This is a genomic window from Dactylosporangium sp. NPDC049525, assembly GCF_040676755.1.
Lineage (GTDB): Bacteria > Actinomycetota > Actinomycetes > Mycobacteriales > Micromonosporaceae > Dactylosporangium.
Genome location: NZ_JBFAPO010000003.1, coordinates 126,658 through 153,270, shown reverse-complemented (window position 1 = coordinate 153,270; position 26,613 = coordinate 126,658). Strand labels below are relative to the sequence as shown.

Genomic DNA, 26,613 nt, shown 5'->3' with positions numbered 1-26,613 from the left:
CGTAGCCAGACGCATAGACGATGTGCGATCTACCCGCAAGATGATCTTCGGGGCGCGGGTAGATCGCACATTGTCTATGGCGCAAAAGCGGCAATGCGGGGCATTGATCAACGTCTGTGTGGGGCGGTGCGCCAGCGTGAGGGCAGGGTGGGGGCAGAGTGGAGGCAGAGTGGGGGCAGGGTGGGCGAGGGGCCGTTAGAAGTGGATCAGGGTGCGGGCGCCGATGCCGTTGCGCATGCGGTCGAAGGCGTCGTTCACGTCGTTCAGGGAGATGTGGTCGGTGACGAGGGCGGACAGGTTCAGCGCGCCGGTGCGGTAGTGCGACAGCAGCACCGGGACGTCCACGGCCGGGTCGGTGCTGCCGTACATGCAGCCGGTCAGCGTGCGGGCGAAGTACGCGACCTCGAGGGCGCTGAACGTGACCTCGTCGGTGGTGGAGCCGAGGCCGAGGACGGTGGCCCGGCCGCCGCGGCGGGTGACGGACCAGGCGGCCCGGATCGTCGCGGCGCGGCCGACGCACTCGATCGCGTGGTCGGCGCCGCGGCCCGAGGTCAAAGCGCGGACCTCCTTGGCCAGGGACGTGCCGGGCGTCAGGAAGTGGGTCGCGCCGAGGGACAGCGCGAGGTCCTCCTTCGCCGGTGCCGCGTCGACGGCGATGACGGTCGAGGCACCGGCGATGCGGGCGCCCTGCAGCGCGGCGAGGCCGACGCCGCCGAGCCCGATCACGACCACGGACTCGCCGGCGCGCACGCGGGCGGAGTTGAGGATCGCGCCGACGCCGGTGAGGACGGCGCAGCCGAGCAGGGCCGCCTCGTCGAGCGGGATGTCGGCCGGGACGGGGATGCACGCGTTGGCGCCGACGACGGTCTCGGTGGCGAACGCCCCGGTGCCGAGGCCCGCGTAGACGTCCTCGCCGCCGGCGCTGCGGGCGAACGGCACCCCGCGGGCGTCGTCGGCGTGCGCGCACAGGTACGGCTCGCCGGCGTCGCAGAACCAGCAGGACCGGCACGGCGGCGACCAGTTGAGCACGACGTGGTCGCCGACGGTGAGACCAGTCACGGCGGCGCCGACCTCGGCGACGACGCCGGCGCCCTCGTGGCCGAGGACGACCGGGAACGGCTGGCGCAGCGTGCCGTTGGCCAGGGACAGGTCGGAGTGGCAGACCCCGGCGGCGGCGAGCCGCACCCGCACCTGCGAAGGGCCGACCGGGTTCAGGACGAGGTCTTCGACGACGGCGGGGCCGTCGACGGCGCGCAGGATCAGGCCACGGGTCACAGCTGGATCGCCTTCACCGACGTGAACTCCTCGTAGCCGTGGACGCCGAGCTCCCGCCCGTACCCGGAGTCGCCGATACCGCCGAACGGGGCCAGGGGGTTGAACGACCCCCCGTTGACGTCGACCTGGCCGGTGCGCATCCGCCGGGCGACCGCGAGGGCGTGCTCCTGCGAGCCGGACCAGACGCTGCCGGCCAGCCCGTACGGCGTGCTGTTGGCGATGCGGACGGCGTCGTCCTCGTCGCGGTACCGGATGATCGACAGCACCGGGCCGAAGATCTCCTCCTGCGCGATGGCCGACGCGGGGTCGACGTCGGCGAAGACCACGGGGGCGACGTAGTAGCCGACGTCCGGCACGGATCCGTTGCCGTGCGCGAGTTTCGCGCCGTCGGCGAGGCCCCGCGAAATGTAGGACAGCACCCGGTCGCGCTGGGCGGCGGACGCCAGGGGGCCGAGGCGGGTGGCGGGATCGGTGGGGTCGCCGACCGTGTACCGGGACGCGGCGGCGACGGCGAGGGCGACCACCTCGTCGTGCTGCGACTCGTGCACGAGCAGCCGGGTCCACGCGGTGCAGGTCTGGCCGGAGTTCAGGTAGCAGTTGCCGACGCCCACCTTCACCGCGGCGGCCAGGTCGGCGTCCGGCAGGACCACGTTCGCGGACTTCCCACCCAGCTCCAGCGACACCCGCGTGAGGTTTGTGGCAGCCAGTGCCGCCACGGTACGACCAGCGCCGGTCGAACCGGTGAACGACACGAGGTCGACCCCGGGGTGCCCGGCCAGGGCCGCCCCGGTCGGGTCGCCGTAGCCGGTGACGAGGTTGTAGACGCCCTCGGGCAGCCCTGCCTCGCGGACCAGGTCGAGCAGGCGCAGCGCCGACAGCGGCGCGACCTCGCTCGGCTTGTGCACGACGGTGTTGCCGGCGGCCAGGGCCGGCGCGAGCTTCGCGACCGTCTGGTGCAGCGGGTAGTTCCACGGGGTGATCGCCGCGACGACGCCGACCGGGTCGCGCACGACGAGCGAATTGCCGATCCGCTCCTCGGGCTCGTCGGCGCCGAGCAGGTCGACCATCGAGGACAGCACCGCGATCGGCAGGCCGACCTGGACCTTGCGGGCGACGGCCAGGGGCGCGCCCATCTCCGCGGTGATCAGCGCCGCGAGCTCGTCGGCGTGGGCTGCCAGGAGGTCGCGCAGCGCGGCGAGGTGCGCGGCACGCTCGCCCCGCGACAGCGCCGACCACGGCCCGAGCGCGGCCCGGGCGGCGGCGACGGCCGGGCCCACGTCGGCGCTCTCGGGCACCGACCCGATGACCTCCTCGGTCGCCGGGTTGTAGACGTCGATACTCATCGTTGAGATCCCCTTATTGCGACGCGGCTCAGACGAACGCGTTCACGCCGGTGAGGGCGCGACCGATGATGAGCTTCTGGATCTGGCTCGTGCCCTCGTACACGGTAGTGACCCGCGCGTCGCGCAGGTACTTGCCCACCGGGTACTCGTCGATGTAGCCGTAACCGCCGAACACCTGCAGCGCCGCGTTCGCCGAGCGGACCGCGGCCTCGGAGGCGTAGAGCTTCGCGGTGGAGGATTCGGTGGCGAACGGCAGCCCCCGGTCGATCAGGTCCGCGACCCGCCAGGTCAGCAGGCGGGCGGCGTCGGCCTCGACGGAGATGTCGGCGATGAGCTGCTGCACCAGCTGGAACGAGGCGATCGGCCGGCCGAACTGCTCGCGCTGCTTCGCGTAGGCCACGGCCGCCTCCAGGCAGCCCTGGATGATGCCGACGCAGCCGGCGGCCAGGGACATGCGCCCCTTCGCCAGGGCCGACATCGCGATCTTGAACCCTTCGCCGAGGCCGCCGAGCAGCGCGTCGTCGCCGACGGTCACGCCCTCGAAGGTCAGCGCCGCGGTCGCCTGGCCGCGCAGGCCGAGCTTGCCGTGGATCTCCTCGATCCGCAGGCCGGGCGTCTCCATGGGCACCAGGAAGGCCGAGACGCCCTTCGGGCCGGGGCCGCCGGTGCGGGCGAAGACCAGGGCGACCTGCGCCCAGGTGCCGTTGGTGATGAACATCTTCGACCCGTCCAGCCGCCAGCCGCCCTCGACCCTGGTGGCGCGGGTCGCCAGGGCGCCCGCGTCGGAGCCGGTGTCGGGCTCGGTCAGCGCGAAGCAGCCGAGGGCGTCGCCGGCGCACAGCCGCGGCAGCCAGGCGGCCTTCTGCGCCGCGGTGCCGTAGCCGTTGATGCTCTTCGCGACGAGGCCGAGGGACACCGACACGATGCCGCGCACCGACGAGTCGCCCTTGCCGAGCTCCTCCAGGACCAGGCAGTAGGTGGTGTGGTCGCCGCCGCTGCCGCCGTGCTCCTCGGGGATCGTGATGCCGAAGATGCCCAGGTCGGCGAGCTTCTTGACGATGGCGAGGTCGACCTGCTCGGCACGGTCCCAGGCGGCGGCGTGCGGGGTGATCTCGCGGTCGACGAACTCGGCGGTGACCTGGCGGATCGCGCGCTGTTCGTCATTGAGCGTGAAGTCCATGGGTGCGGGTCCCTTAACTAACGCCGTTAGTTTCTAAGATCGTAGCCATGGTCCGCCCCAGAACGCCACTCCTCAGTCGTGACCGCATCGTCGAGGTGGCCACCGCGATCGTCGACGCCGACGGTCTCGACGCGCTGTCCACCCGGCGGCTGGCCCGCGAGCTGGGCGTTCAGGCGCCCTCGCTGTACAACCACTTCGCCACCAAGGAGCAGATCGTCGACGCGATCGGCGACAGCATCGTGGCGGGTGTCGACCTGTCCATGCTGGGGCGCGACCCGTGGCCGGAGGCGCTGCGGGCGTGGGCACGGGCGTACCGGGCGGCGTTTCGCGCCCATCCGAACGTGGTGCCGTTCCTGGCCCGCGGCCCGGCCCGCCGCCCCGCGTCGCTGCGCCTCGCCGACGCGGTCTACGGCGCCCTGGTCAACGCCGGCTGGCCGCCCGGCTACGCCACCCGCATCGGCGCGACCATGCGGTTCTTCGTCGCGGGCTCGGCCCTGGGCTCGTTCGCGCTCGGCTTCGTCGACGACCCCGACCTGTACGCGCGCGACTACCCGCACCTGCGCGACGCGCACCGCCTCGCCGGCCAGCATGCGCACGTCGACGACAGCGCGTTCGAGCTGGGCCTGGAGGCCCTGCTGACCGGCCTGGAGCGGAAGTTCGAGCAGCTGCAGCCGGAGAGCCAGCCAGAGAGCTAGGCGGCGGCTTCCTGCGGCATCACGAGCAGGATCTGGCCGCCGGGGCGGGTGCTCATGCGGACCGGCATGCTCAGCATCCGGCCGGCGCGGATCAGGACCGTGGCGGTCTCCAGGTCGGCGACCCGCAGCCCGGGGGAGCCGGAGCGGGACGGGCCCGACGCCAGCAGCACGCCGCGCCACGCCGACTCGGCGAGCTGGCGGGCGTGGCGGATCTGGCGGGCCGACCGCGGCAGCTCCGGGGTGCCGCACAGGTCCGCGTACCCCTGCTGCCACGCGCGGTCCAGGAAACCCCCGGCGAGCGGCGCGGTGAGGACGCGGAAGATCTCGTAACGGTGCCGGGTGCCCGCGGTGTAGCGGTGCACACTCGCCGAGTGGCCGGCCGCCCCCAACAGCTCGACCAGCCGGTCCGCGGCGACGGACCGGTTGAACTCGGCGAGCACCCCCGCTGGTGCGTGTGCGAAGGCGGCGCGGACCCGGGTGCCCCCCAGCGCCCGGGCCCGTCCTCCTCCACCGCACACCCCTGTGCATCGCACCAGCACGGCCGCCTCGAACGCGGCGACGGTCGAGGCCCGATAACGCTCGCCGGTTGAGGAGCGTTCGCCGGTTGGCACGATGTTCACCTGTTCACCGTGGCCGGTCGGACCGTGCCGGCGGAATCGCGGACGTCGTTCCTTGAGGGAAACTTGACGCTGCGAAATCAGCCCGAAGCAATGGCGGGGCGTCAGGCCGGCATCAGCACCTGGGTGCAACGGCTCGCGGCGAGGGTGGTGCCGTCGGTGTCGTACAGCTCGGCGGCGCAGAACACGACCTTCCTGGTCCGGCGCAGCACCGTGCCGACGGCCCGCAGCGTCCCCGGCCGGGTCGGCCGGAAGAACTCGACCCGCAGGTCCGCGGTCAGGAACAGCTCGTCCCGGTCGAGCGTGGTGAAGCAGGCGCCGCCCATCGCGGAGTCGAGGATCGCGGTGACCAGCCCGCCCTGGATCACCGGGCCGCCGGGCGTGGTGAAGCCGTATTCGACGGTCGCGTCCCATTCGACCGTCGAGCCGCCGGGTTCCCACTCCGTGCGCCGGAAGCCCAGCGTGCGCCACAGGTTGGGGCCCTGACCCCGGCTGTTGTTCCAGTCGCCGACGTCGGCGAAACGTTCACCGGCGGTGATCGGACGGTCGGTCATCGGTGTGGCTCCCTGAGACTCGGCATTGACACACGGCAGGTATCGGCATAGGCAGTGTAGAAACTTGGACTGGAGGTTCGTCGATGTCCAACCTCGCCCGTCTCACGGAGGCGTCGCTCGACCGGCACGGCGACTACCCCGCGCTGTGCTTCGAAGGGTCCTGGCACACGTCGGGGGAGGCGCATGACCGCGCGACCCGCGTCGCCGGAGGGCTCCGGGAGCTCGGGGTGCGCCCCGGCGACCGGGTGGCCGTCGTCATGGCCAACTGCCCCGAGGTGTCGCAGGTGTACCAGGCGGTGTGGCGGGCCGGTGCGGTCGTGACCCCGGTCGTCTTCCTGGTCACCGCCGACGAGCTCGGCCACGTCCTGCGCGACTCCGGCGCCGTCGTCGTGGTCACCTCGCCGGAGCTGCTGCCGAAGTTCGGCGAGCTGTGCCGGCAGCTCGGCGTGCCCACGGTCGTCGTCGGCACCGCGTCGTTCGACGCCCTCCTCGCCGCCGATCCGGCCCCGATCGTGGACCGCGGCCCCGACGAGCTCGCGGCGCTGCTGTACACCGGCGGCACCACCGGACGGAGCAAGGGCGTCGCGCTCACCCACGCCAACCTCGCCCACGCGGGGCGGGTCTCCCGGGAGGCGGCCCACACCCCGGGTCTCAACACCGGCATCACCGCCCTGCCGCTGTCGCACTCCTACGGGCTGATGGTCACGTCGGCGCGATGCAGGCCGCGGAGCCACCCGTCGCGGTGCTGCAACGCTGGTTCGAGCCGGCCGGCTGGCTGCGGCTCGCCGCCGAGCAGCGCGCGCAGACCGCGGCCGTGGTCCCGTCGATGATCGTCATGCTGCTCGGGCAGCCCCTGGCCGAGCACGACCTGAGCGAGCTGCGGTACGTCTTCTCCGGCGCCGCCCCGCTGCCGCCCGCCGCGGCCGAGGCGTTCGAGCGGCTGGTGCCGTCCGCGCGGGTGCTCGAAGGGTACGGCTGCACGGAGACCGGCGGGATCGTCAGCGGCAGCCCCCTCGACGCGCCCCGCCGCGGCACGGTCGGCAAGCCCCTCGAAGGCATCGAGGTCCGCCTCGGCGACGACGGCGAGATCTTCGTGCGCGGCCCGAACGTGATGCGCGGCTACTGGAGCCCGGTCGGGACGGCTGAGGGGGTCACTGGGGGGAGTACTGACAATACGGCCGAGGGGGTCACCGACGGATGGTTCGCCACCGGGGACATCGGCACGATCGACGGCGACGGGTACCTCAGCATCGTCGACCGCAAGAAGGACCTCATCATCCGGGGCGGGTTCAACGTATACCCGCGTGACGTCGAGGACGTGCTCACCGCCCACCCCGCGGTCGCGATGGCCGCCGTGGTCGGCCGGCCCGACGAACGCCTCGGCGAGGAGGTGATCGCCTTCGTGTCGCTGTCCGGCACCGACGGTACGCAGGGCACGCAGGGCACGGTCACCGCCGAGGAGCTGGACGCCTACGCCCGCGCGCACCTCGCCCCGACCCGGCGGCCGCGGGAGATCCGCATCATGGCGGAGATCCCGCTGACCTCCGTCGGCAAGCTGAACCGCAAGGCGCTTCGGGCACTGCTCTGACTGCGCCCCCCTCTATCGCGAGCGCACGATTACCATGAGCGCACGATGCGAGTGATGCTGGTCGAAGACGACGCCAGGGTGGCGGCCGCGCTGGCCACCGCCCTGCGCCGGCGCGGCCATGACGTCGCGCACTGCCCGACGGCGCAGACCGCCCTCGACACGTTCGCCGGTGAGCCGTTCGACCTGGTGCTGCTCGACCTCAACCTGCCCGACGGCGACGGCATCGAGGTGTGCCGCACGCTGCGCCGCAAGGACGAGACGGTCGCGATCATCGCCGTCACCGCCCGCGGTGAGGAGCGCGACCGGGTCATCGGGCTGCAGACCGGCGCCGACGACTACGTCGTGAAGCCCTATTCGATGGCCGAGCTCAACGCCCGTATCGAGGCGGTCCTGCGCCGCGCGTCGCGGGCGCCGCAGAGCGCCGTCGAGGTCCTCGCCGCCGGTCCGGTCCGCGTCGATGTCGGCGCCCGGCAGGTCACCGTCGCCGGCCGGGACGTGGCGCTCACCCGCAAGGAGTTCGAGATCCTCGCCGTGCTCGTGCGGACCCCGGGCGTCGTCGTCTCCTACGACCGGCTGATCCTCGCGGTGTGGCAGACCAGCTTCGTCGGCCGGCACACCCTCGACGTGCACGTCGGCTCGCTGCGCGCGAAGCTCGACGTGCCCGGCCTGGTGCAGACCGTCCGCGGCGTCGGATACCGCCTCGTCCCGGGGCTGTGAGCCGTGCGGATCCGCCTGGTCACCACGTACCTGTTGCTGCTGTTGCTGGTGCTCGCCGCCCTTGAGGTGCCGCTCGCGCTCGCCATCGCCGGCCGCGACACCCAGCGGCTCGTCGCCGACCGCCTCGCCGACGCGACCCGCTTCGCCGCGCTCGCCGAACCGGCCCTGCGGGCCCAGGAGACCACCGAGCTGGAAGCGGAGCTCACCCGCTACGACGAGGTGTACGGCGTCGTCGCCGTCGTCGTCAACCAGGACGCCTTCCGCGTCGTCGCCTCCCGCGAGCAGGTCGCCCTCACCGACCGGGCCGTGCAGCGGCAGGCCCGCCGCGCGCTCGAAGGCCGCGAGGCCAGCGACGACGGCACCGTCTGGCCGTGGCGCCTCGAACCGTTCGTGGTCGCGATCCCCGTCGTCCGCGGCGGGGAGGTCATCGGCGCCGTCATCACCATCTCACCGACCGGCCGGCGCGCCGCCGGCGTCCGCACCGCATGGAGCATCCTGGCCGGTGGCGGCCTCGTCGTGTTGTTCGCCGGGATCGTCGCCGCGTGGTCCCTGGCCCGCTGGACGCTGCGGCCCGTCGCCGAGCTCGACGCCGCCGCCCACGAGCTCGCCGCCGGTGACTACGCCGCCCGCGTCCCCGCCGCCGACGGCCCGCCGGAGCTGCGCCGGCTCGGCGCCGCGTTCAACGAGATGGCCGCGACCGTCGCGGACTCCCTGGAGCGGCAGCGCGCCTTCGTCTCCCACGCCAGCCACCAGCTGCGCAACCCGCTGACCGCGCTGCGGCTGCGGGTCGAGGACCTCGGCGTCGACCTCACCGACCCGCAGGCCGTCGAGGGGCACCGCCTCGCCCTCGAAGAGGCCGAACGCTTCGGCGACGTCCTGGACAGCCTGCTCGCCCTCGCCCGCGCCGAACGGGGCCGTTACGAGCTCGCCGACATCGACGCCGGCGAGGTCGCCTGGACGCGGGTCGTCGCGTGGCAGCCGGTCGCCGCGAAGAAGGACATCACGCTGCGCTACGTCCGCCCGCCGCGCCCGCTGCGGGCCCGCGCCGTGACGACCGCGCTCGACCAGGCGCTCGACGCGCTCATCGACAACGCCGTGAAGTTCTCCACCGACGGCAGCACCGTCACGATCCGGCCGGTCGCCGCCGACGACGGCGGGGTCGGCGGGGTCGCCGTGCACGTGACCGACACCGGTCCGGGGCTCACCGAGCAGCAGCGCGAGCTCGCCACCGAGCGGTTCTGGCGGGCGCCCGGCACGCAGAACGTCGACGGCAGCGGCCTCGGGCTGCCGATCGTCGCGGTCCTGGTGGAGGCGTCGTCCGGCCGCCTGGACCTGCTGCCGAACACCCCGAAGGGCCTGCACGCCCGGCTGTGGTTCCCCACGCCCTGAGCGGCGGCGAACGCAGGCTTGGAGGTCAGGCCTTCTGCGCGCGGTAGTAGCGGACCGCGCCCGGGTGCAGGGGCAGCGGCGGGGTGCTGATCGCGGAGCGGATGTTGAGCCGGGCCGCCGCCTGGTGCGCCTTCGCGAGCTCGTCGCGGCCCTCGAACAGCAGCCGCGTCACGCCGTAGGCCAGGGGCTCCGGCATCGACACCCGCACGACGAGATAGTTGGCGATGCCGATCGCGACGGTGGGGCTGATGCCCGCGTACGCCGACGCCGGCACGATCCGCTCCGCGTAGTAGTCGCCGAACTTCGCGCGCAGCTTCTGCACCAGCGTTTCGAGGCCGACGAGCTGGATGGCGAACGTTTGGGCCAGCTCCTGGATCAGCCCGACGGCCAGCCCGCCGGAGAAGAAGAACGCGTCGATCTCGTTCTTGCGCAGCGCCTCGACCGACTCGTTGAGGCTGAGCGGCTGCGCGATGATGGCGTCGCGGAGCCCGCCCTCGGCGACCTCGAGGATGTGATCGGCGGTGACGGCGGTGCCGGAGCCCTTCTGGCCGACGGACACCCGGCGGCCCCGCAGGTCCTGGACGGTGTTGATCCCGCCGCCGCGGGCGACGACGAGGTGCACGTAGTCGTCGTAGATGCGGGCGAGGGCGGCGAGCTGGCCCGGCGCGGCCTTGTCGCCGTCGCCGGCGATGTCGGCCTGGGTGAACCCGACGTCGGCGGCGCCGTTGAGCACGGAGTCGACGTTCTCCTTCGACGCGTTCGTGGGCAGGACGCTGGCGGTCACGTTCGGTAGGTACCGCTTCGCCAGCTCGGCGATCGCGGAGCCGTACGTGTAGTAGACGGCGCCCTTGCTGCCGGTCGCGATGCGCAGCGTCCCGGTCGCCTCGTCGTCGCCGGACTCGCACGCCGAGAGCAGGGGCACGCCGAGCCCCAGGCTGACACCCCAGCCGGCACCCCAGCCGAGCCCGCCGGCCATCAGCGTCCGCCGTTTCATGACAGGCAGGCCTCGAGGATCTGCAGGGTCTCGTCCGGGGTGCGGTGCCGCACCGTCGTCATCCCCAGGGCGCGCGCCGGTTTCAGGTTGCCCGGCAGGTCGTCGACGTAGACGCACTCCTGCGGCGGGACGCCGATCGCGGCGGCGCCGAGAACGTAGATCGCCGGGTCCGGCTTGCGCACGCCGACGTCACCGGAGATCACGATGCCGTCGAACAATTCGTCCAGCAGGATCCGGTCGTACCGCTGCGAACCCCACGAATTGGAGATCAGTCCCGTGCGGATCCCGCGGCCGCGGGCGGCCCGCACGAAGTCCAGCATCGCCACGTCGGCGGTGGTGCCGCCGAGCAGCCGCTCGATCAGGCCCTCCGGAGGCACCCCGAGCAGGGCCGCGAACCCCGCCTCGAACTCGGCGTCCGGCAGCGTCCCGTCCTCCAGGCCACCGAGCAGCGACCGGGCCGCCAGGTCATCGCGGAACAGGTCCCGGACCGTGCCGGGCGGCAGACCCTCGCGCGCGCAGAACGCGTCGAACGAGGCGAACACGTCAGTGGTCAGAACCCCGCCGTAGTCGACCAGCAGCCCGCGCAGCGTCACGAGGATCCCGTCCCCTCAGCCGTTTCCGCTGCCAACGACTGTACGACCTCGCGGGAGCCATCGCTCTTGGTGGAATTGCTCTTGGAGGAATCGCCCTTGGCGGATTTGAGCGCCCGCTGGCGGGTCGCCGACGTGCCCCGGGCGCGCAGGTCCTCGAGCAGGTCGACGGCGATCTCCCACTCGCCGCGGGCCTCCAGGGCGGGACGGATGTGCGCCATCAGCGCGTCGACCCGGGCGCCGGCCGTCACCGCGGAGCGGGTCGCCGGGTCGACGAGGTGGCCGCTGAGCCCGGACCGGGCGGCCCGCCACGTGGCGGCGCGCAGCAGCACCTGCGGCGCCTCCGGCAGGGGCCGGCCCGCGGCGTCCTGCTCGGCGGCGACGGTGACGAGCCCCCGGGACAGCGCGGCGAGCAGCACCGCGTCGTCGACCCGAGGGCAGGAGTCGGCGACCCGGACCTCGACGGTGGGATACCGCGCCGACGGCCGTGCGTCGAAGTAGACCATCCCGGCGTCGCTGATCACGCCGCTGTCCACGAGCGTCTGGACGACCCGCTGGTACTGCGCGTCGGAGTCCAGGTCCGGCGGCGGGCCGACGGTCGGCCAGCGGGACGTGACGACCGTGCGGTAGGAGGCGTACCCGGTGTCCTGGCCGGCGAAGAACGGCGAGCTGACGCTGAGGGCGAGCAGCGCCGGCAGCCACTCCCGGATCCGCCGGGTGATCCGCACCGCCAGGTCCTTGTCGGGCACGCCGACCTGCACCTGGCAGGCGGCGACCTGCTGCTCGTCGACGAGCAGCCGGTACTCCTGCGCCATGCGCTCGTAGCGCTCGTCCGGGTAGACCCGGCTGGGCCCGGACCCGGAGCCGGGGACCGAGCCGGCCGCGACGACCGCGAGCCCGAGCCGGCCGGCCGCCTCGACGAGGGACCGGCGCTTCTCGATGAGGTCGGCGCGCAGGCCGGTCAGGTCGGTGTGCACAGCGGTGGCCGTCTCGACCATCGACCGGTGCAGCTCCGGCTCCGCGTCCGCGCCGCGCAGGACCCGCCGGGCGGCGGGCTCCAGGTCACCGGTCTCGGCGTCGACGACGTGGAACTCCTCCTCGACGCCGATGGTTTCGCCGGCGCTCACTGTGTCGCCGGAGCTCACTGTGTCGCCGGGGCTCACCATCGGCTGTGGACCGAGGCGCGGATCAGCTCGTCGTACACCTCGCGGACCGCGTCGTGCGTGGCGGCGGGCAACGGCGCCGTGACGCCTTCGGCCGCGCCGACCGCGGCGTTGGCGCGGGCCTGCTCGCCGTTGCGGGCGCCGGGGATGACCACGGAGACGGCCGGGTGGTCGACGATCCAGCGCAGCGCGAACTGGGCCATCGTCAGCCCCTCGGGTTTCAGCGGCGCGAGCCGGCGGACCGCGGCGAGACCGGTGTCGTAGTCGACGCCGGAGAACGTCTCGCCCTGGTCGAACGCCTCACCGTGCCGGTTGTAGGTGCGGTGGTCGTCGGCGCCGAACGTGGTGCGCTCGTCGTAGCGGCCGGACAGCAGGCCACTGGCCAGGGGTACCCGGGCGATGATCCCGACGCCCATCTTCTCCGCCGCGGGCAGCACGTCGTCGAGGGGCTTGAGCCGCAGCATGTTGAAGATGATCTGCACGGTGGCGACGCCGGGCCGGGCGATGGCGGTCAGCGCCTCCGCGGCCGTCTCGACGCTGACCCCGTATGCCTTCATCCGGCCCTCGGCGACCATCTGGTCCAGGCCGTCGAACACCTCGTCGGTGGAGTACACCTCCGACGGCGGGCAGTGCAGCTGCACCAGGTCGATGGTGTCGACGCCGAGGTTCTCCCGGGACCGGTCGTTCCACGCGCGGAAGTTGTCGAGGTTGTACCGGTCCGCCTCCTGCGGCACCCGGCGGCCCATTTTCGTCGCGACCGTGACGCCGTGGCCCGAGGGCAGGCCGTTGACGAACCGGCCGACGAGGCGTTCGCTGCGGCCGTCGCCGTACACGTCGGCGGTGTCGATGAACGTCACGCCCGCTTCATGCGCTGCGGTCAGGGTCGCGAGGGCCTGGTCCTCGTCGACCTCGCCCCAGTCGGCGCCGAGCTGCCATGCGCCGAGTCCGACCACGCCGACCGGGGCACCGGTCCGTCCTAAGATCCGTTCCTGCATCCGCCCAGACTATGGCGTCACGCGAAGACCGGCACGTCCTCGCGCACGAGCCGCCAGTTCGGTGTGAAGAAGTCCGCCGGGTTGATCGAGCCCTTCGCCTGGGCCCAGTCGATGAGCAGCTGCCGGATCTCCTGCTGCGCGTTGTAGACCTGCGGCTTGACGATGCCGGGGAAGTTGCCGCCGCCGGAGCGCCGGTAGTTGTTCACCGCGACCACGAACTGCTCGGCGTCGCCGACGGGGGTGGTGGTCCCCGGGTGGACGAGCCGCGTGATCCGCTGGCCGACCGGCTTGCTGATGTCGATGTCGTAGTCGACGCCGGACAGCGTGTCGTAGTTGTAGTCCGGCACGGCCGGGTCGTTGATCGTCGCCGGGTCGACGGGCGCGCCGACCGGCAGCGTCACGAAGTACTTCGCCGAGTACTCCAGGTACGCGCGGACCTCGGCGCCGGTCAGGACGACGGCCTCGAGGGTGTTGTCGTAGATGTACAGCCCCGCGACGTCCTTGATCTTGACGTCGCCGGCCGGGAACACCGCGGTCCGCGAGAACGGCGCCGCGATCGACAGCACCGGCAGGGCCGTGCCGAGCGCCGCGATGACCGTGTCGGTCTGGACCTTGTTGATGTAGTCCAGGATCGGCGTGTCCTTGTAGCGGGACTCGGCCGCCGACAGCGTCTCCGTCGACGTGGCGACGACCTGGTTGACGTAGGTGACGGTCTTGGTGTGCTGCGCGCGCACGACGGCGAGGACCTTCGGGTCGGCGTCGACCGTGTTGGTGTTCAGCGTCGTGGCCGCCTTCGACGTGATCGTCCAGCGGTTGCGGTCGCGGCTGAGCTGGAAGTCCATGCGGGTCAGACGAGAACCCCACCTCGACGGCTCCGACAGCAGCACCTGCGCGCCGGTCGCGGCGTTGGTGACGAAGCGCTGCGGGATGTCGTTGTGCGCGTGGCCGAAGAGGATCGCGTCGATGCCGGGGACCTGCTCGGCGATGAGCGCCGACGGGTTCTCGTTCGGCAGCTCGGGGCCGTAGCTGGACTTGCCGCTGTCGCCGCCGTGCGCGGAGATGAGCACGATGTCGGCGCCGCGGCGGCGCATCTCCGGCACGTACTTCGCCGCGGTGGCGACCAGGTCGTCGAAGCGCAGCTTGCCCTCGACGTTGGCGCGGTCCCAGATGGCGACGCCGGGGTTGGTGAGCCCGAGGATGCCGACGCGGAAGTTCGGCGCGCCGTGCCCGAGGTCGACCTTCTTGATCACGTACGGCACGAACGCCGGCCGCCCGGTCTTCACGTTGACCGCGTTCGCCGCCAGGGCGGGGAAGCCCAGCTGCTTGATCCACAGGTCGAGCAGCGGCAGCCCGTAGTTGAACTCGTGGTTGCCGAGGGTGACCGCGTCGTAGTCGATGACGTTCATCGCCCGCGCCATCGGGTGCTTCTCGCCGGTCGTGGTGATCGGCTCCTGCTTCGCGTAGTACGTGGCCAGGGGCGTGCCCTGGATCGTGTCGCCGGCGTCGAGGACGAGGGTCGCCTTCCCGCGCCGCTCGGCCCGGATCTGGTTGACCAGCGTGGCGACCTTCGCGAGGCCGATGTCGTTGTGGGCGCTGTCGTCGTACTCGGCGTCCTTGTAGTAGTCCCAGTTGTAGACGTTGCCGTGGGTGTCCGACGTGCCGAGCAGCGTGAGGTCCCAGGTTTTGGGTTTCGCCGCGGGTGCCGCGCCGGCCTCGCCGCCGGCGACGAAGGGTGCCGCCGCCGCGGCCGCCGCGACGGCCAGGACGGTCCGCCGTGAGGTGCCTGAAGGGTTGTTCATGCCAGGCACCCTATGCAGTCGGGCGCGGCGCCGCTTGCCGGGGTCGATGTCCGCTCATCGATGGTCCCGGCCGGCCCCCATCAGTGCGTCGATGCCGCGCATGTACGTGTCGCGATCGATCTTCCCGACGAGCACCCGCTGCAGGATGTACCCCTGGATGAGCCCGAAGATCGCCGAGCCGATGGCGCCCGGGTCGGCGTCGGCGGGCACCTGGCCGTTCTCCTGCGCGCGCTGCGCGAGGGCGACCGCGTTGCCGCGGATCTTGCCGTAAATCTCGGCGATGAGCGCGGCGAACTGCGGGTCGTGCACCGCCTCGCCCCACACCTGCACGGCGATGCGGACCGTGCCGTCGTCGGTGAGGTTGACGTCGATCTGGCGCAGCAGGTCGTCGATCACCGCGAGCAGCGGCGGCGCGGGGTCCTGCGCGAGCAGGTGGTCCGCGGTCGCCTGCACGACGCTGATCTTCTCCCCGGCGATGGCCTTGATCAGTGCGGCCTTGCTGTCGAAGTAGCGGTAGAACGCCCCGACCGACAGGCCCGCCTCTTTGATGACATCCTGCATGGACGTCTGATGGAAGCCGTTGCGCAGGAAGCAGCGGGTGGCCGCCTCGATGATCTGCTCGCGGCGGGCGGCGAGATGGGCTTCCGAGACGCGGGGCATCCTTCGAGTATAAAGCGAATGTTCGCTTTCTAATCCGGCTGCCACGATCCCCGCCATGTCCGCCGCTGAGCGGTGTGGTGGTCGGCGCGCTGCTAGACGCGGGTCGCGTTGAAGATCATCGCGGTCATGACGACGCCGCCGGCGCCCGCGTTGGACAGCATCAGCCGGGGCGACAGGCGGGTCACCGGGTTGGTCTTGTCGACCGCGGTCGCCTTGCGGTTGCCGGTCGAGAACGCGGTCAGCTCGATCCCGCCGTCGGCGGTCGGCTTGCAGGTGACCTGCAGCGGGGTCGAGGCGGTCGTCGGCGGGCCGGCGTTCTTCGGCTTCGCCGACGCGGCCAGCTTCGTCGGCTGCCCGCCGACCAGCTTGTCGATCTCGATGACGCCGTCGGCGCCGACCTCGAACGTGTACCCGTTGCCCAGGTCCGCGCCGTCGAGGCAGGCCGCGCCGATCTTCGCGCCGCCGGCGGTCTTGCCGATCGCGGCGAACTCCAGGTCCATCGCGAAGCCGCCGCCCTGCACCGCGAGGCGCTGCTCCGGGCCCGGCGCGACGCAGCGGGTGTTGGGCTGCTCCGCGGTGACCCGCAGCGCGTCCGGAACCTCGACCTTGCAGCCGCTGGCGGCCGCCCACGGCACCTTCTGCTGCAGCGCGGCGACCGTCTTCGTGCCTTTCAGCGTCCACGGCCCGACCGCACCGACCGAGCACGCGATGACCGGCCGCGCCGTCCAGCCCGGCGGCAGCATCGGCTTTTCGAGCGGCAGGAACGACTGGCCGTACGGGACGCCGAGGTACGCGCCGTAGGACTGCTCGCAGACGGCTTTCGCGGCCGCGTCGACGGCGTCGCGGCCCGGGTCGTCGAGGAACGGCAGGTGCCCGACGTAGGTCACCTCGCCGATGTGCGCGGCGTTGCACGGCGTCACGTACCGCAGCTGCGACGAACCGCCGATCCAGTCGAAGCACTCGCCGGCCTTGAGCTCGAACTGGTCGCCGACGAAGGTGTCGGCGGCCGCCTGCGACGGGTCGGCCAGGGCCTTCGCGATCCGGTCGCCGTCGTCGTTGCCGGTGACCTGCAGCCCCTTGTCCAGCAGCGCCAGCAGCGACGGCGACAGGCCGTCGACGGGGACCGCCGTGTCGTGGACCGCCTGCCGGTGCGAGGGGGACAGGCCCGCCACGACGACGACCCGGCCCTGCTCGGTGCGCAGGTAGTACTCGAAGCCCAGCCAGTGCCCGGCGCCGACGCCGAGCAGCGGCACGGCGACCGCGACGGCGAGGACGGCGTAGCCGGCGACGGTGCCCCAGGCCCGGCCGACCGACGCGGCGATGACCGCGGCCGCGCCGATGAGGATCCCGCCGAGCAGTCCGATCGCGCCGCCGGCGGCGAACACGAGGCGCAGCGGCTCGGCGAGCAGCCAGCCGGCGAGCCCACCGGCGCGGGACGTGCCGCCGTCGAACAGGCTCGGGTTGCCGCGCACCAGATGCAGCAGCCCGAGCGTGGCCAGGGCGATGCCGGTGGTGCGGGTCAGCACCCGCTCGCGCAGGTACTGCAGCGTGGCGACGGCCAGGTCGCCCAGCTCGGCGCCGGTCCACAGCCGCCGGTCGACGAACGGCACCAGCGGCAGCTGCCACGGCCAGGTGGCCCGGGGCAGCCGCGGCAGCGGCCAGAGCAGCAGCAGCGGCAGGACGGGTAGGGCGTAGGCGGCGTAGCCGAACACGAACGTGAAGACGGCCGTCGCGACGCCGTGCACCGGCACCTGCGGCACCCACAGCAGGGCGACGAGCGCGGCGACGATCAGCGCGATGATCCCGATCCGCGGCCACGACGGGCGTGCGGGCCGGGGCGGACGGGGTTTCTCCAGCTGCACCGGCTCGTCCGGGGTCTGCGGCGGCAGGTGTACGGCCGGCGCGCCCCTCGGCGCGGAGCGGGTCCGGCGGTGGGTGCCGGACTCGGCGGCGGTGGCGCCCTGCCAGTCGGTCAGCGCGGCCCGGACCTGGTCGGTCGCGGCGATGCCGAGCAGCAGCCCCGCCACGAGGGTCAGCACGACCTGCCAGATCGGCGGCGCCGGGGCGATCCCCAGCAGTGTGGACAGCCCGAGAACGGCCGCGGTGGCGAGCGTCAGCAGCGCGACCGCGGGTAACGCCGCGCGAACGCGTTCACCGACCTCGGACATGGCTCTGGAGCATGGCACCCGCCGTACCCCATCGCAACTGGCCTAAGTCTGCCTTAAAACTTCATCTTCACATCTGGGTGTGGCCGGCGGCGCAGGCATCGATCACCGGCTTGAAGGCGTCACGCTCCGCGTCGGTGATCTTCAGTTCCGTGTACAGCGGCGGGCCGCCGTCGAGGCTGAGCCAGGCGGGGAACACGTACGGCTTCTTGATCTCCGCGAGGGCGTGCGGGGTGCAGCGTTCGCCGTCGACCACGATCGGGATGCTGACCTCGTTCTGGCCGGGTTGCAGCACCGCGTAGGGCTTCGGCGTCTGCTCGCGGGCCGGCAGCGGCAGCACCTCCAGCAGGATGCTGCCGACGAACTCCTGCAGCGTCACCGTGCCGGCGAACCCGACCCGTTTCAGCAGCACGGTGCCGTTGAGCCAGCCGCTGGGCAGGTGCGTCCACGGGCCGAACGTGAGGGTCACCTGCCGGTCCAGGTACGCCTGCTGGCAGTCGATGCCGAGCAGCTTGTCGAGCATCGGGTCCGGGTCGGGCAGCGGCAGCCGCAGGTCGTGCAGTTTGCCGTCCTCGGTGCGGACGCCGAACGCGACGTGCGAGGCGGCGCTGCGCGGCTTGAGCTCGTCACCCTGGCAGACGCCGGTGCCGTAGGAGACCGGCACGTCGACGCGCAGGCCGCCGACGGGCAGCGGGGCGTCGACCGTGACCGGCCCGACCCCCTTGAACGACGGCGCCTGCAGCTCGACCCGCTCGACGGTGACCTTCGCGGGCCCGTCGTTGTGCATGGAGATCTGCACCGTGTGCCGGACCTCGTCGACCCGGCCCTGGGTCAGCTCGACCCGCAGCTTGACCGGGCTCTCCTGCGCCTTCCCGGCGGGGCCGGAGCAGCCGGCGACCAGGGCGACAAGGGCGAGCAGGGCGACCACGGGGACGAGCGCCAACCGCTTCATAGCCGCCTATGTTGGCACGATCCAGTGCAACAGTGCACGGGCCGCCTCCAGGACGAGGTCACGGTCGTACGTGAGGGCATAGGTGAACCGCCGGTCGGCGTCGGGTCCGTCGTCGGCGAGGTCACGGGCGACCAGGGCGCCGGCGAAGTGCGGCCCGACGACCACCACGTTCCACTCGCCGCGCAGGGGGTCGTCGCCGGCGATCGCGGCGCCGCGCAGCCCCGGGACCCCGGCGACCGGGACGCTGGGCAGTTCGGTGCCCACGACACCGACGAAAGCGGCGGTCCGCGCGACGGCGGCGTACCGGCGGGCGGTGGCCGCGGTCAGGAACCGCGCCTCCTGGAAGCAGCTGAGCAGGACCGGGGGCTCGGCCGCGTCCAGGGCCTTCTCCTCCAGGTACCGGCTCAGCGGCATGAGCATCCGTTTCGTCGCCTCCGCGGTCGGCCGGCGGGCGGCGACGATCTCGTAGGGTGTCCTGGTCCCCGTGCCGGCCGGCGGGGCGACGAACGGCACCGGCAGGGTCGCGCTGCGCTCGGCGACGTCCGCCGGCAGCGGGCCCGGCCGGCCGAACAGCCAGCCCTGGCCGAGGGTCGCGCCCATGCCCAGGGCGGCGGCGACGTGCTCGCGGGTCTCGACCCCTTCGGCGAGGATCGCGGCGCCGGTACGTTCGGCGTAGGCGACGATCGCGTTGACCACCCGGGCGGCGTAGGCGCCGTCGGGCTGCTGGGTGAGGTGCCGGTCGACCTTGACCACGTCCGGGTGCACGAACGGCATGACCGCCAGGGACGCGGGTTCCGCGCCGACGTCGTCCAGGGCCACGCCCCAGCCGGAGCCGCGGCACGCCTCGGCGGCGGTGAGCAGGGTCGCGGGGTCGTCGGTGATGGCCCGTTCGGTCATCTCGACGACGACCCGCAGCCGCAGCTGCGCGTCGAGGATCTCCCGCGCGAGGTCCGGCGGGCACGGCACGCCCAGCGCCGCGGGTTCGGCGTTGACGAACAGGGTCAGGCCGAGCGGCAGGCCGGCGTCGATCGCGGCGCGGTACGCGGCGGCGCGGCAGATCCAGTCGAGCTCGGCGAGGCGGCCCGCCTGGCCAGCGGCGTCGAACAGCTCCAGCGGCGCCTCCCACGGGGTGCCGGCCGGGCCGCGGGTCAGGGCCTCGTAGCCGACGACCTCCGGCCGGTGGCGGCGCCACGAGTCGAGCCGCACGATCGGCTGGAACACGTGGTGACGGCTCGCGCATCGATGACGTCGTCGATGCCCCTGATGACGGTAGGGATGATGGTGCCGTCCATGTCCCTTGGTTCGACCCGGACGCGCGGGAACTGAGGGTTAATTGCCCGAAACTGAGAGTAATCGCCGGTTTGGCGGCGGGCGGGTCGGCTCCGGTAGGTTGGGCGCCGATGCGACGTGTACTGGTGGTGACGCTGCTCCTCGGTCTGACGGCGTGCGGTCTGACGGCCTGCACGACGGCCGACCCGTCCACATCCGCCTCCTCGAGCGCCTCCGGTGCCTCAGGCGCCGCGGGCCCCGGCGTGCGGACCGCCGGCTGCGGGGCGTCACCCACGGCCGACCCCGCGGCTGACCCGGTGGACGTCGCCGGGCAGATCGGCATCCGGGGCGAGGCCGACTTCGCCGCGGTGTTCGCCGGGGCCAGGGTCGGCGACGAGGGCGTCGAGGTCTACCGCAAGCCGTCGGCCGAGCTCGACAAGTGGGTCAGCGCGACGTTCGCGTCCTCGTGCGTGATCCTGCGCGACGCGCGGTTCTCCGCCGGCGAGCTGGCGAAGCGCTATGAGCAGGTCAACGACGACAACGTGTACTGGAGCGAGCAGGGCGTGCACGTCAACAGCGTGTCCTCGGACTTCGTGCGCGGGGTCGTGGTCGTGGGCACGTCCGAGGTCGACAAGGCCAAGCCGCTGTTCGCCGCCCGCTACGGCGACGGGCCGCCCGTGGAGCTCGTGAACGAGGCACCCGCGTAAATGGGCACGCTCTACATGGGCTCGGTCTAGATGGGTACCTGGCGGGAGATCATCGACGGGATCGGCGAGCACACCGAGTTCGGCAACGCCAGGCTGGTGCGCGACCCGCGCCGTAAGGGCGGCTGGACGCTGCTCTTCGAAGAGGTCCAGCAGTCCTACGTCGACGTGACCGACCCGACGTACCTCAGCTTCGAATACGCCAGGCGCATCGCCGCGGTCGTGGACACCATGGCCCCGGCCGGTGCGCCCCTGGAGGTGCTGCACCTCGGCGGCGGTGCCTTCACGATGCCGCGCTACCTGGCCGCGACCAGGCCCGGCTGCATGCAGGTGATCGTCGAGCGGGACCGGCAGCTGGCCGAGTTCGTGCAGCGGGTCGTGCCGTTCGACGACGCGACCGGCATCTCATTCGTGTTCGGCGACGCCCGGCAGGTCGTGTCCGACATTCCGGCTTCGTCCTACGATCTCGTCATCGGCGACGTGTACGACGCCGCGCAGATGCCGGAAAGCGTGTCGGACGTCACGTTCGCCGCCGAGGTGGCCCGGATCCTGCGCCCCGAGGGGATCTACGCGGTCAACGTCGCGGACCTCGCGCCGCTGGCCTTCTCCCGGGGCCAGGCGGCCACGCTGCGCACCGCCTTCGATGACCTGTGCCTGCTGGTGCGCCCGGAACTCCTGCGGGGCCGTCGCTTCGGCAACGTGGTTTTTGCGGCGGCGAAGGCTCCGGACCGGCTGCCTGTCGCGCGGCTGGCCGCGATCCTCGGCCGGGATCGGCAGCCCGCGCAGGTCGTCAGCGGTGCCGGACTGGACCTGCTGACCGCTGGAGCGGACCCTGTCGTGCTGCCGTGAAGGCCGCCATAACGGGTGAATCACGTGTGCCCCGGGTGGGATTCGAACCCACACTGTCGGAGGTTTGAGCTCCGTTCCTCTGCCGATTGGGATACCGGGACGAGTACGCCGCATCAGAGTACCCACTAGTCTGATCGCGGCGGTAACCGCCGTCAGCCGTATCAGGCTGTCCAGTCGAGTCGGATCGGGAGTTGCGCGTGGCCGAGGCACAGAGCCGCCGGGTGCTCATCGCGGAAGACGAGGCGCTCATCCGCCTCGACCTGCGGGAGATGCTCGTCGAGGAGGGCTACGACGTGGTCGGCGAGGCCGGCGACGGCGAGACCGCCGTCGGTCTCGCTGAGGAGCTCAAGCCCGACCTGGTCATCATGGACATCAAAATGCCGATCATGGATGGTCTGGCCGCCGCGGAGAAGATCGCCGGCGCCCGCCTCGCGCCGGTCGTCATCCTCACCGCGTTCAGCCAGCGTGACCTGGTCGAGCGGGCCCGCGCCGCGGGCGCCATGGCCTATCTGGTGAAGCCCTTCCAGAAGAGCGACCTGGTGCCGGCCGTGGAGATCGCGGTGTCGCGGTTCGCGGAGCTGGCGGTGCTCGAGGAGGAGGTCGCCACGCTGACCGACCGGCTCGAGACCCGCAAGGTCGTCGAGCGGGCCAAGGGGCAGCTGATGGCGACCTACTCGATGAACGAGCCGCAGGCGTTCAAATGGATTCAGCGCACCGCGATGGACCACCGAATGACCATGCGCGAAGTGGCCGATCGGATCATCGCGGAAACCGCCGGCGGTAACAGCACCGTAACCCCGGAGTCCTGACCTTTTACCTGCGCACGGCACGTCTGGGCACGTGAAGCCCAGGGTCGAATAACGGCTTGGTAACAGCGCGCAATTGGCTTGTAGGGCGGGCTATGATCCGCCAGTCCCGAGGGTCGGGACGGATTGCCGCCATAAGTTATTCGAGGAGCACCATTGCGTAGAGCCGTGATCATGCTCACGGCCTTCCTGGCCTGCCTGATGCTGTCCTTCGGTCTGGGCGCCACAAGCGCGTGGGCCGAAGGCGAAGCGCTGCAGGGGACGTTGACGAACAACGGCGCTCCGGTCGCCGGCGTCAAGATCAAAGCGTCTACCCAGGACGGCGCGCCCGCCGGTGAGAACACTTCCGACGAGCAGGGCAAGTGGAGTATTCCGGTAACCGGTCCGGGCACCTACAAGGTGGAACTCGATGTGGCGTCGCTGCCCTCCGGGGTCGGGCTCACCAACAACCGGCCCGTGCTGCCCACCGTCACCGTGGCGGAGGGGCAGCTCCGTAACGTGCTGTTCCCGCTCGGCCCGGCCGGCACCACCATCGGCGGCAACCAGCCCGGCACGAACGACAGCGGGGGAGGCTCGTCGTTCGACCGGTTCGCCGACCTGCTGTACTCCGGCCTGCACTTCTCGCTGATCATCGCGCTTGCGGCGCTCGGCATCTCCCTGATCTTCGGCACCACCGGTCTGACCAACTTCGCCCATGGCGAGATGGTCACCTTCGGCGGGCTCGTCACGTTCCTGTTCAACGTGACGATCGGCATGCCGCTGGTGCTGTCCGGGATCATCTCGGTGGCCATCGGCGCCGCCATGGGCTACTTCCAGGACCGCGCGTTCTGGGGCTGGCTGCGCAAGCGCCGCACCAACCTGGTGACCACGATGATCATCTCGATCGGCCTGTCGCTGCTGGTGCGGTACGTCTTCCTGTACTTCTTCGGCGGCGAGTCGCGCAACTTCGCCGACTACAACGCCCAGGCGGGCGTGCAGTACGGGCCGTTCCTGATCGCGCCGAAGAACCTGATCGCCGACGGCGTCGCCCTCGTCGTCCTCGCGGCGGTGTCCTTCGCGCTGGTCGGCACCCGGCTGGGCAAGGCGACCCGCGCGGTCGCCGACAACCCGGCTCTGGCCGCCGCGTCCGGCATCAACGTCGACCGCATCATCCGCCTCGTGTGGACGATCGGCGGCGGCCTCGCCGCGCTCAGCGGCGTGATCCTCGGTGCCTTCCAGGGCGTCGGCTATCAGATGGGCTTCCAGATCCTGCTGCTCATTTTCGCGGCGGTGACCCTCGGCGGCTTCGGCACGGCCTGGGGCGCGCTGCTCGGCAGCCTGGTCATCGGGTTGTTCATCCAGATCTCCACGCTGTGGATCCCGACCGAGTTGAAGACCGTGGGCGCCCTCGCGGTGCTGATCGTGATCCTGCTCTTCCGGCCGCAGGGCATCCTCGGTCGTCGGGCTCGGATCGGCTGAGGGGACGACGATGAACTGGCACAGTATTTTCAGCGTGTCGCTGGAATCGATCATCGGTTCCACGACTATTGCCTACGCCCTCGCGGCCATCGGGCTCAACGTCCACTTCGGCTACACTGGACTGCTCAACTTCGGCCAGTCCGCCTTCGTCGGCGTCGGCGCCTACGGCATCGCGATCACGGTCGCCACCTTCGACCTGCCGCTCTGGCTCGGTGTCCTGATCGGCCTGGTCGCGGCCGTGGTCCTTGCGCTGCTGCTCGGTATCCCGACGCTGCGCCTGCGCGCGGACTATCTGGCCATCGTCACGATCGCCGCGGCCGAGATCATCCGGCTCTTCTACCGCGCCACCGACCTGCGCAAGTGGACGGGAGCCTCGGACGGCCTGCAGAGCTTCTCCGGCGACTTCTACGCCCTCAATCCGTTCGGCGGGAGCAAAGGCCTCGACCTGGGGCTCATCACGTTCACCGACCGTGAGCTGTGGGTCCTGGTTGTCGGCTGGATCCTCGTGCTGCTCAGCTGCCTCGTGGTCTACCTGCTCATGAGCAGCCCCTGGGGCCGGGTGCTGAAGGCCATCCGCGAGGACGAGGACGCCGTGCGCAGCCTCGGCAAGAACGTGTTCTCCTACAAGATGCAGTCGCTGGTCATCGGCGGTGTCATCGGTGCCCTCGGCGGTTTCGTCTTCGCCCTCGACCGCGCCGCGGTCCAGCCGGACACGTACGGCACGGAGTTCACCTTCTTCGCGTACACCATCGTGATCCTCGGCGGCGCGGCCCGGGTCTTCGGCCCGGTCGTCGGCTCGATGATCTTCTGGGTCCTGCTGGTCTTCATCGACTCGACCCTGAGCGAGGCCTCCAACAACAAGGTCTTCCCGGAGTGGTTCATGACCACCTCGCAGGCCGGCTCCGTCCGGTACATCCTGGTCGGTCTGGGCCTCATCCTGCTGCTGATCTACCGGCCGCAGGGCATCTTCGGCGACAAGAGGGAGGTCATGCTCGATGGACGTTGAGAACAAGCCCGACCGGGCCGCCCGGACGCGAGCCGTGCAGGCCCTGGCCGGCCTGCCGTGCGAGCCCGGCGTCCCGAAGCCGGACCCGATCCTCGTCGCCGACAACGTGATCCGCCGCTTCGGCGGCCTCACCGCGGTCGACGTCAAGCACGTCGAGGTCCAGCGTGGCTCCATCACGGCGCTGATCGGCCCCAACGGCGCCGGCAAGACGACGTTCTTCAACCTGCTCACCGGCTTCGACGCGCCGGACGAGGGCAGCTGGACGTTCAACGGCAAGTCGCTGTCCGGGGTGGCCGCGCACAAGGTCGCGCGCTCCGGCATGGTGCGCACCTTCCAACTCACGAAGGCCCTGTCCAAGCTCAAGGTCATCGACAACATGCGGCTCGGCGCCACCGGGCAGCGCGGCGAGACCTTCTGGCGGGCGCTGCTGCCCGGCACCTGGAAACAGCAGGAAGCCGAGATCACCGCCCGCGCCGAGGACTTGCTGACCCGGTTCAAGCTCATCGCCAAGCGGGATGACTTCGCCGGCAGCCTCTCCGGCGGCCAGCGCAAGCTCCTCGAGATGGCCCGGGCCCTGATGGTCCAGCCGGAGATGGTGATGCTCGACGAGCCGATGGCCGGGGTCAACCCGGCGCTGACGCAGTCGCTGCTCGGCCACGTCAAGCAGCTGCGCGAGGACGGCATGACCGTGCTGTTCGTCGAGCACGACATGGACATGGTCCACGACATCAGCGACTGGATCATCGTCATGGGGCAGGGCGGCGTCATCGCCGAGGGCACCCCGGACAAGGTCATGGCCGACCCGCGCGTGATCGACGCCTACCTCGGCGCGCACCACGACGGCGCGGTCAAGACCGTCGGCGGCGAGGAGGTGGACGCGGGCGACCTCGAGGAGGGCGACGGCGTGACACTGATCGGGGCCGTCGACGAGCTGCAGCATGACGAGACCGACGACGGCAAGAGGGGGCCCGCATGACCGATCCCGATCCGATCGAGGACGACGTCCCGGTCAGCAACGAGATCGTCGACCGCGGCGACCACCTGGCGCACGCCGACGGGGCGGTCCTGCGGGCCGACGACGTCGTCGCGGGCTACCTGCCCGGCGTCAACATCCTCAACGGCGCTGACCTGTACGTGCACGACGGCGAGCTGGTGGGCATCATCGGCCCCAACGGCGCCGGCAAGTCGACCCTCCTGAAAGCCATGTTCGGCCTGGTCAACGTCCGCTCGGGTCAGGTGACCCTGCGCGGGGAGAACATCACCAACCTCAAGGCGCACGGACTGGTGGAGCGGGGCATCGGCTTCGTGCCCCAGAACAACAACGTGTTCGCGGCGCTGACCATCGAAGAGAACCTGCAGATGGGCACGTTCCTGAAGCCGAAGCGCTACAAGGAGCGCTTCGACTTCGTCACCCAGCTGTTCCCGACCCTGGCCGAGCGGCGCAAGCAGCGGGCCGGGCTCATGTCCGGCGGTGAGCGGCAGATGGTCGCCATGGCCCGGGCGCTCATGATGGAGCCGACCGTGCTGCTGCTGGACGAGCCCTCAGCGGGTCTCTCGCCGGCGTTGCAGGACGAGGTGTTCTTCCGGACCAAGCAGATCAACTCGACCGGCGTGACGGTCGTGATGGTCGAGCAGAACGCCCGCCGGTGCCTGCAGATCTGCGACCGGGGTTACGTGCTCGATCAGGGCCGTAACGCGTACACCGCCTCAGGACAGGATCTCATCAACGACCCCCGGGTCATCGAGTTGTATCTGGGCACCCTCGCCCGCGCCTGAACCAACGTTTTTGTCGGGTTGTGAGCCCGCTGAAATCCCGCGTTCCCCGTTCGGGGGGCGCGGGATTTC

The 26,613-nt window shown here is 71.5% G+C and carries 26 protein-coding genes and 1 tRNA gene; 12 read left to right on the top strand and 15 right to left on the bottom strand.

Features of this window, described 5'->3' with window-relative positions:
* Window positions 1-195 precede the first annotated feature (195 nt).
* The 3 genes from AB0K00_RS07380 to AB0K00_RS07370 are packed head-to-tail and all read right to left on the bottom strand — an operon-like array spanning window position 196 to window position 3,798.
* Complete coding sequence (locus AB0K00_RS07380; protein WP_363516830.1) at window positions 196-1,275, bottom strand: Zn-dependent alcohol dehydrogenase; 1,080 nt, start codon at window positions 1,273-1,275, stop codon at window positions 196-198.
* Window positions 1,272-2,618, bottom strand: a complete 1,347-nt coding sequence (locus AB0K00_RS07375; RefSeq protein WP_363516827.1) for an aldehyde dehydrogenase family protein — start codon at window positions 2,616-2,618, stop codon at window positions 1,272-1,274. Before AB0K00_RS07375 ends, AB0K00_RS07380 begins: the two co-directional genes overlap by 4 nt.
* 28 nt (window positions 2,619-2,646) lie before the next feature.
* On the bottom strand, window positions 2,647-3,798 hold the full coding sequence (locus AB0K00_RS07370; RefSeq protein ID WP_363516824.1) for an acyl-CoA dehydrogenase family protein: 1,152 nt from the start codon (window positions 3,796-3,798) through the stop codon (window positions 2,647-2,649).
* A 47-nt stretch (window positions 3,799-3,845) separates the two neighbouring features.
* Here AB0K00_RS07370 and AB0K00_RS07365 point away from each other — a divergent pair, with 47 nt between their 5' ends.
* Entirely contained in the window at window positions 3,846-4,493 is a 648-nt protein-coding gene (locus tag AB0K00_RS07365; protein WP_363516821.1) for a TetR/AcrR family transcriptional regulator, read from the top strand.
* On the opposite strand, the gene AB0K00_RS07360 is transcribed toward AB0K00_RS07365, so the two are convergent.
* Window positions 4,490-5,113 (bottom strand): hypothetical protein, encoded by a 624-nt coding sequence (locus AB0K00_RS07360; protein ID WP_363516818.1) that lies wholly within the window; start codon window positions 5,111-5,113, stop codon window positions 4,490-4,492. The two genes, AB0K00_RS07365 and AB0K00_RS07360, sit on opposite strands and share 4 nt — an antisense overlap.
* Before the next feature lie 101 nt (window positions 5,114-5,214).
* Complete coding sequence (locus tag AB0K00_RS07355; protein WP_363516815.1) at window positions 5,215-5,664, bottom strand: PaaI family thioesterase; 450 nt, start codon at window positions 5,662-5,664, stop codon at window positions 5,215-5,217.
* 83 nt (window positions 5,665-5,747) lie between these two features.
* Here AB0K00_RS07355 and AB0K00_RS07350 point away from each other — a divergent pair, with 83 nt between their 5' ends.
* Genes AB0K00_RS07350 through AB0K00_RS07335 form a run of 4 tightly spaced genes read left to right on the top strand, consistent with a single transcriptional unit; the run spans window position 5,748 to window position 9,358 of the window.
* The gene (locus tag AB0K00_RS07350) at window positions 5,748-6,494 is read left to right on the top strand and encodes an AMP-binding protein (RefSeq protein ID WP_363516812.1); all 747 of its coding nucleotides are present in this window, start codon (window positions 5,748-5,750) and stop codon (window positions 6,492-6,494) included.
* On the top strand, window positions 6,380-7,252 hold the full coding sequence (locus AB0K00_RS07345; RefSeq protein WP_363516809.1) for an AMP-binding protein: 873 nt from the start codon (window positions 6,380-6,382) through the stop codon (window positions 7,250-7,252). The genes AB0K00_RS07350 and AB0K00_RS07345 overlap by 115 nt, the downstream gene beginning before the upstream one ends.
* A gap of 45 nt (window positions 7,253-7,297) precedes the next feature.
* Window positions 7,298-7,969, top strand: a complete 672-nt coding sequence (locus tag AB0K00_RS07340) for a response regulator transcription factor (RefSeq protein WP_363516806.1) — start codon at window positions 7,298-7,300, stop codon at window positions 7,967-7,969.
* A gap of 3 nt (window positions 7,970-7,972) precedes the next feature.
* Window positions 7,973-9,358: a HAMP domain-containing sensor histidine kinase gene (locus AB0K00_RS07335; RefSeq protein ID WP_363516803.1), complete on the top strand. Its 1,386-nt coding sequence runs from the start codon at window positions 7,973-7,975 to the stop codon at window positions 9,356-9,358.
* Window positions 9,359-9,383: 25 nt separating this feature from the next.
* On the opposite strand, the gene AB0K00_RS07330 is transcribed toward AB0K00_RS07335, so the two are convergent.
* The 9 genes from AB0K00_RS07330 to AB0K00_RS07290 all read right to left on the bottom strand — a co-directional run bounded on the left by AB0K00_RS07330 (window position 9,384) and on the right by AB0K00_RS07290 (window position 19,897).
* Window positions 9,384-10,352: a TAXI family TRAP transporter solute-binding subunit gene (locus tag AB0K00_RS07330; protein ID WP_363516800.1), complete on the bottom strand. Its 969-nt coding sequence runs from the start codon at window positions 10,350-10,352 to the stop codon at window positions 9,384-9,386.
* Window positions 10,349-10,945, bottom strand: a complete 597-nt coding sequence (locus AB0K00_RS07325) for an HAD family phosphatase (RefSeq protein ID WP_363516797.1) — start codon at window positions 10,943-10,945, stop codon at window positions 10,349-10,351. The genes AB0K00_RS07330 and AB0K00_RS07325 overlap by 4 nt, the downstream gene beginning before the upstream one ends.
* Window positions 10,942-12,069, bottom strand: coding sequence for a glutamate--cysteine ligase (locus AB0K00_RS07320; RefSeq protein WP_363516794.1), 1,128 nt, complete (start codon window positions 12,067-12,069; stop codon window positions 10,942-10,944). Before AB0K00_RS07320 ends, AB0K00_RS07325 begins: the two co-directional genes overlap by 4 nt.
* A 32-nt stretch (window positions 12,070-12,101) precedes the next feature.
* The gene (locus AB0K00_RS07315) at window positions 12,102-13,100 is read right to left on the bottom strand and encodes an aldo/keto reductase (protein WP_363516791.1); all 999 of its coding nucleotides are present in this window, start codon (window positions 13,098-13,100) and stop codon (window positions 12,102-12,104) included.
* 17 nt (window positions 13,101-13,117) lie between these two features.
* Window positions 13,118-14,899, bottom strand: a complete 1,782-nt coding sequence (locus AB0K00_RS07310) for a 5'-nucleotidase C-terminal domain-containing protein (protein ID WP_363516789.1) — start codon at window positions 14,897-14,899, stop codon at window positions 13,118-13,120.
* Window positions 14,900-14,953: 54 nt separating this feature from the next.
* Window positions 14,954-15,559: a TetR/AcrR family transcriptional regulator gene (locus tag AB0K00_RS07305; protein ID WP_363516786.1), complete on the bottom strand. Its 606-nt coding sequence runs from the start codon at window positions 15,557-15,559 to the stop codon at window positions 14,954-14,956.
* 92 nt (window positions 15,560-15,651) lie between these two features.
* The gene (locus AB0K00_RS07300; RefSeq protein WP_363516784.1) at window positions 15,652-17,727 is read right to left on the bottom strand and encodes a hypothetical protein; all 2,076 of its coding nucleotides are present in this window, start codon (window positions 17,725-17,727) and stop codon (window positions 15,652-15,654) included.
* 67 nt (window positions 17,728-17,794) lie between these two features.
* Window positions 17,795-18,676 (bottom strand): hypothetical protein, encoded by an 882-nt coding sequence (locus tag AB0K00_RS07295; RefSeq protein WP_363516781.1) that lies wholly within the window; start codon window positions 18,674-18,676, stop codon window positions 17,795-17,797.
* A gap of 6 nt (window positions 18,677-18,682) precedes the next feature.
* A complete protein-coding gene (locus tag AB0K00_RS07290) occupies window positions 18,683-19,897 on the bottom strand; it encodes an EAL domain-containing protein (RefSeq protein ID WP_363516778.1) in 1,215 nt (404 codons plus the stop codon).
* A 179-nt stretch (window positions 19,898-20,076) separates the two neighbouring features.
* Between AB0K00_RS07290 and AB0K00_RS07285 the strand changes: the two genes are divergently transcribed.
* Together AB0K00_RS07285 and AB0K00_RS07280 are read left to right on the top strand one after the other, a co-directional pair.
* Window positions 20,077-20,652 (top strand): hypothetical protein, encoded by a 576-nt coding sequence (locus tag AB0K00_RS07285; RefSeq protein ID WP_363516775.1) that lies wholly within the window; start codon window positions 20,077-20,079, stop codon window positions 20,650-20,652.
* A gap of 30 nt (window positions 20,653-20,682) precedes the next feature.
* Window positions 20,683-21,498, top strand: coding sequence for a fused MFS/spermidine synthase (locus tag AB0K00_RS07280; protein ID WP_363516772.1), 816 nt, complete (start codon window positions 20,683-20,685; stop codon window positions 21,496-21,498).
* A gap of 27 nt (window positions 21,499-21,525) precedes the next feature.
* Here the strand turns inward: AB0K00_RS07280 and AB0K00_RS07275 are convergent.
* Window positions 21,526-21,599, bottom strand: a tRNA-Leu gene (locus AB0K00_RS07275).
* Between the two features lie 96 nt (window positions 21,600-21,695).
* Between AB0K00_RS07275 and AB0K00_RS07270 the strand changes: the two genes are divergently transcribed.
* The 5 genes from AB0K00_RS07270 to AB0K00_RS07250 all read left to right on the top strand — a co-directional run bounded on the left by AB0K00_RS07270 (window position 21,696) and on the right by AB0K00_RS07250 (window position 26,544).
* Window positions 21,696-22,307, top strand: a complete 612-nt coding sequence (locus AB0K00_RS07270; RefSeq protein WP_363516769.1) for a response regulator — start codon at window positions 21,696-21,698, stop codon at window positions 22,305-22,307.
* A 153-nt stretch (window positions 22,308-22,460) separates the two neighbouring features.
* Window positions 22,461-23,762 carry a branched-chain amino acid ABC transporter permease gene (locus tag AB0K00_RS07265; protein ID WP_363516766.1) on the top strand — a complete coding sequence of 434 codons (1,302 nt, stop codon included), beginning with the start codon at window positions 22,461-22,463 and terminating at the stop codon, window positions 23,760-23,762.
* 34 nt (window positions 23,763-23,796) lie between these two features.
* A complete protein-coding gene (locus AB0K00_RS07260; RefSeq protein ID WP_363516763.1) occupies window positions 23,797-24,768 on the top strand; it encodes a branched-chain amino acid ABC transporter permease in 972 nt (323 codons plus the stop codon).
* On the top strand, window positions 24,758-25,744 hold the full coding sequence (locus tag AB0K00_RS07255) for an ABC transporter ATP-binding protein (protein WP_363516760.1): 987 nt from the start codon (window positions 24,758-24,760) through the stop codon (window positions 25,742-25,744). Before AB0K00_RS07260 ends, AB0K00_RS07255 begins: the two co-directional genes overlap by 11 nt.
* Complete coding sequence (locus AB0K00_RS07250) at window positions 25,741-26,544, top strand: ABC transporter ATP-binding protein (protein WP_363516758.1); 804 nt, start codon at window positions 25,741-25,743, stop codon at window positions 26,542-26,544. Before AB0K00_RS07255 ends, AB0K00_RS07250 begins: the two co-directional genes overlap by 4 nt.
* Window positions 26,545-26,613: the final 69 nt, after the last annotated feature.

What these genes read in the sequence shown, in the direction of transcription:
- AB0K00_RS07250 (WP_363516758.1), top strand. Translation starts at nt 25,741, where the DNA reads ATGACCGATCCCGATCCGATCGAGGACGACGTCCCGGTCAGCAACGAG.
- AB0K00_RS07345 (WP_363516809.1), top strand. Translation starts at nt 6,380, where the DNA reads ATGCAGGCCGCGGAGCCACCCGTCGCGGTGCTGCAACGCTGGTTCGAG.
- AB0K00_RS07370 (WP_363516824.1), bottom strand. Translation starts at nt 3,798, where the DNA reads ATGGACTTCACGCTCAATGACGAACAGCGCGCGATCCGCCAGGTCACC.
- AB0K00_RS07255 (WP_363516760.1), top strand. Translation starts at nt 24,758, where the DNA reads ATGGACGTTGAGAACAAGCCCGACCGGGCCGCCCGGACGCGAGCCGTG.
- AB0K00_RS07330 (WP_363516800.1), bottom strand. Translation starts at nt 10,352, where the DNA reads ATGAAACGGCGGACGCTGATGGCCGGCGGGCTCGGCTGGGGTGCCGGC.
- AB0K00_RS07310 (WP_363516789.1), bottom strand. Translation starts at nt 14,899, where the DNA reads ATGAACAACCCTTCAGGCACCTCACGGCGGACCGTCCTGGCCGTCGCG.
- AB0K00_RS07285 (WP_363516775.1), top strand. Translation starts at nt 20,077, where the DNA reads ATGCGACGTGTACTGGTGGTGACGCTGCTCCTCGGTCTGACGGCGTGC.
- AB0K00_RS07295 (WP_363516781.1), bottom strand. Translation starts at nt 18,676, where the DNA reads ATGAAGCGGTTGGCGCTCGTCCCCGTGGTCGCCCTGCTCGCCCTTGTC.
- AB0K00_RS07300 (WP_363516784.1), bottom strand. Translation starts at nt 17,727, where the DNA reads ATGTCCGAGGTCGGTGAACGCGTTCGCGCGGCGTTACCCGCGGTCGCG.
- AB0K00_RS07355 (WP_363516815.1), bottom strand. Translation starts at nt 5,664, where the DNA reads ATGACCGACCGTCCGATCACCGCCGGTGAACGTTTCGCCGACGTCGGC.
- AB0K00_RS07375 (WP_363516827.1), bottom strand. Translation starts at nt 2,618, where the DNA reads ATGAGTATCGACGTCTACAACCCGGCGACCGAGGAGGTCATCGGGTCG.
- AB0K00_RS07365 (WP_363516821.1), top strand. Translation starts at nt 3,846, where the DNA reads ATGGTCCGCCCCAGAACGCCACTCCTCAGTCGTGACCGCATCGTCGAG.
- AB0K00_RS07305 (WP_363516786.1), bottom strand. Translation starts at nt 15,559, where the DNA reads ATGCCCCGCGTCTCGGAAGCCCATCTCGCCGCCCGCCGCGAGCAGATC.
- AB0K00_RS07280 (WP_363516772.1), top strand. Translation starts at nt 20,683, where the DNA reads ATGGGTACCTGGCGGGAGATCATCGACGGGATCGGCGAGCACACCGAG.
- AB0K00_RS07315 (WP_363516791.1), bottom strand. Translation starts at nt 13,100, where the DNA reads ATGCAGGAACGGATCTTAGGACGGACCGGTGCCCCGGTCGGCGTGGTC.
- AB0K00_RS07340 (WP_363516806.1), top strand. Translation starts at nt 7,298, where the DNA reads ATGCGAGTGATGCTGGTCGAAGACGACGCCAGGGTGGCGGCCGCGCTG.
- AB0K00_RS07350 (WP_363516812.1), top strand. Translation starts at nt 5,748, where the DNA reads ATGTCCAACCTCGCCCGTCTCACGGAGGCGTCGCTCGACCGGCACGGC.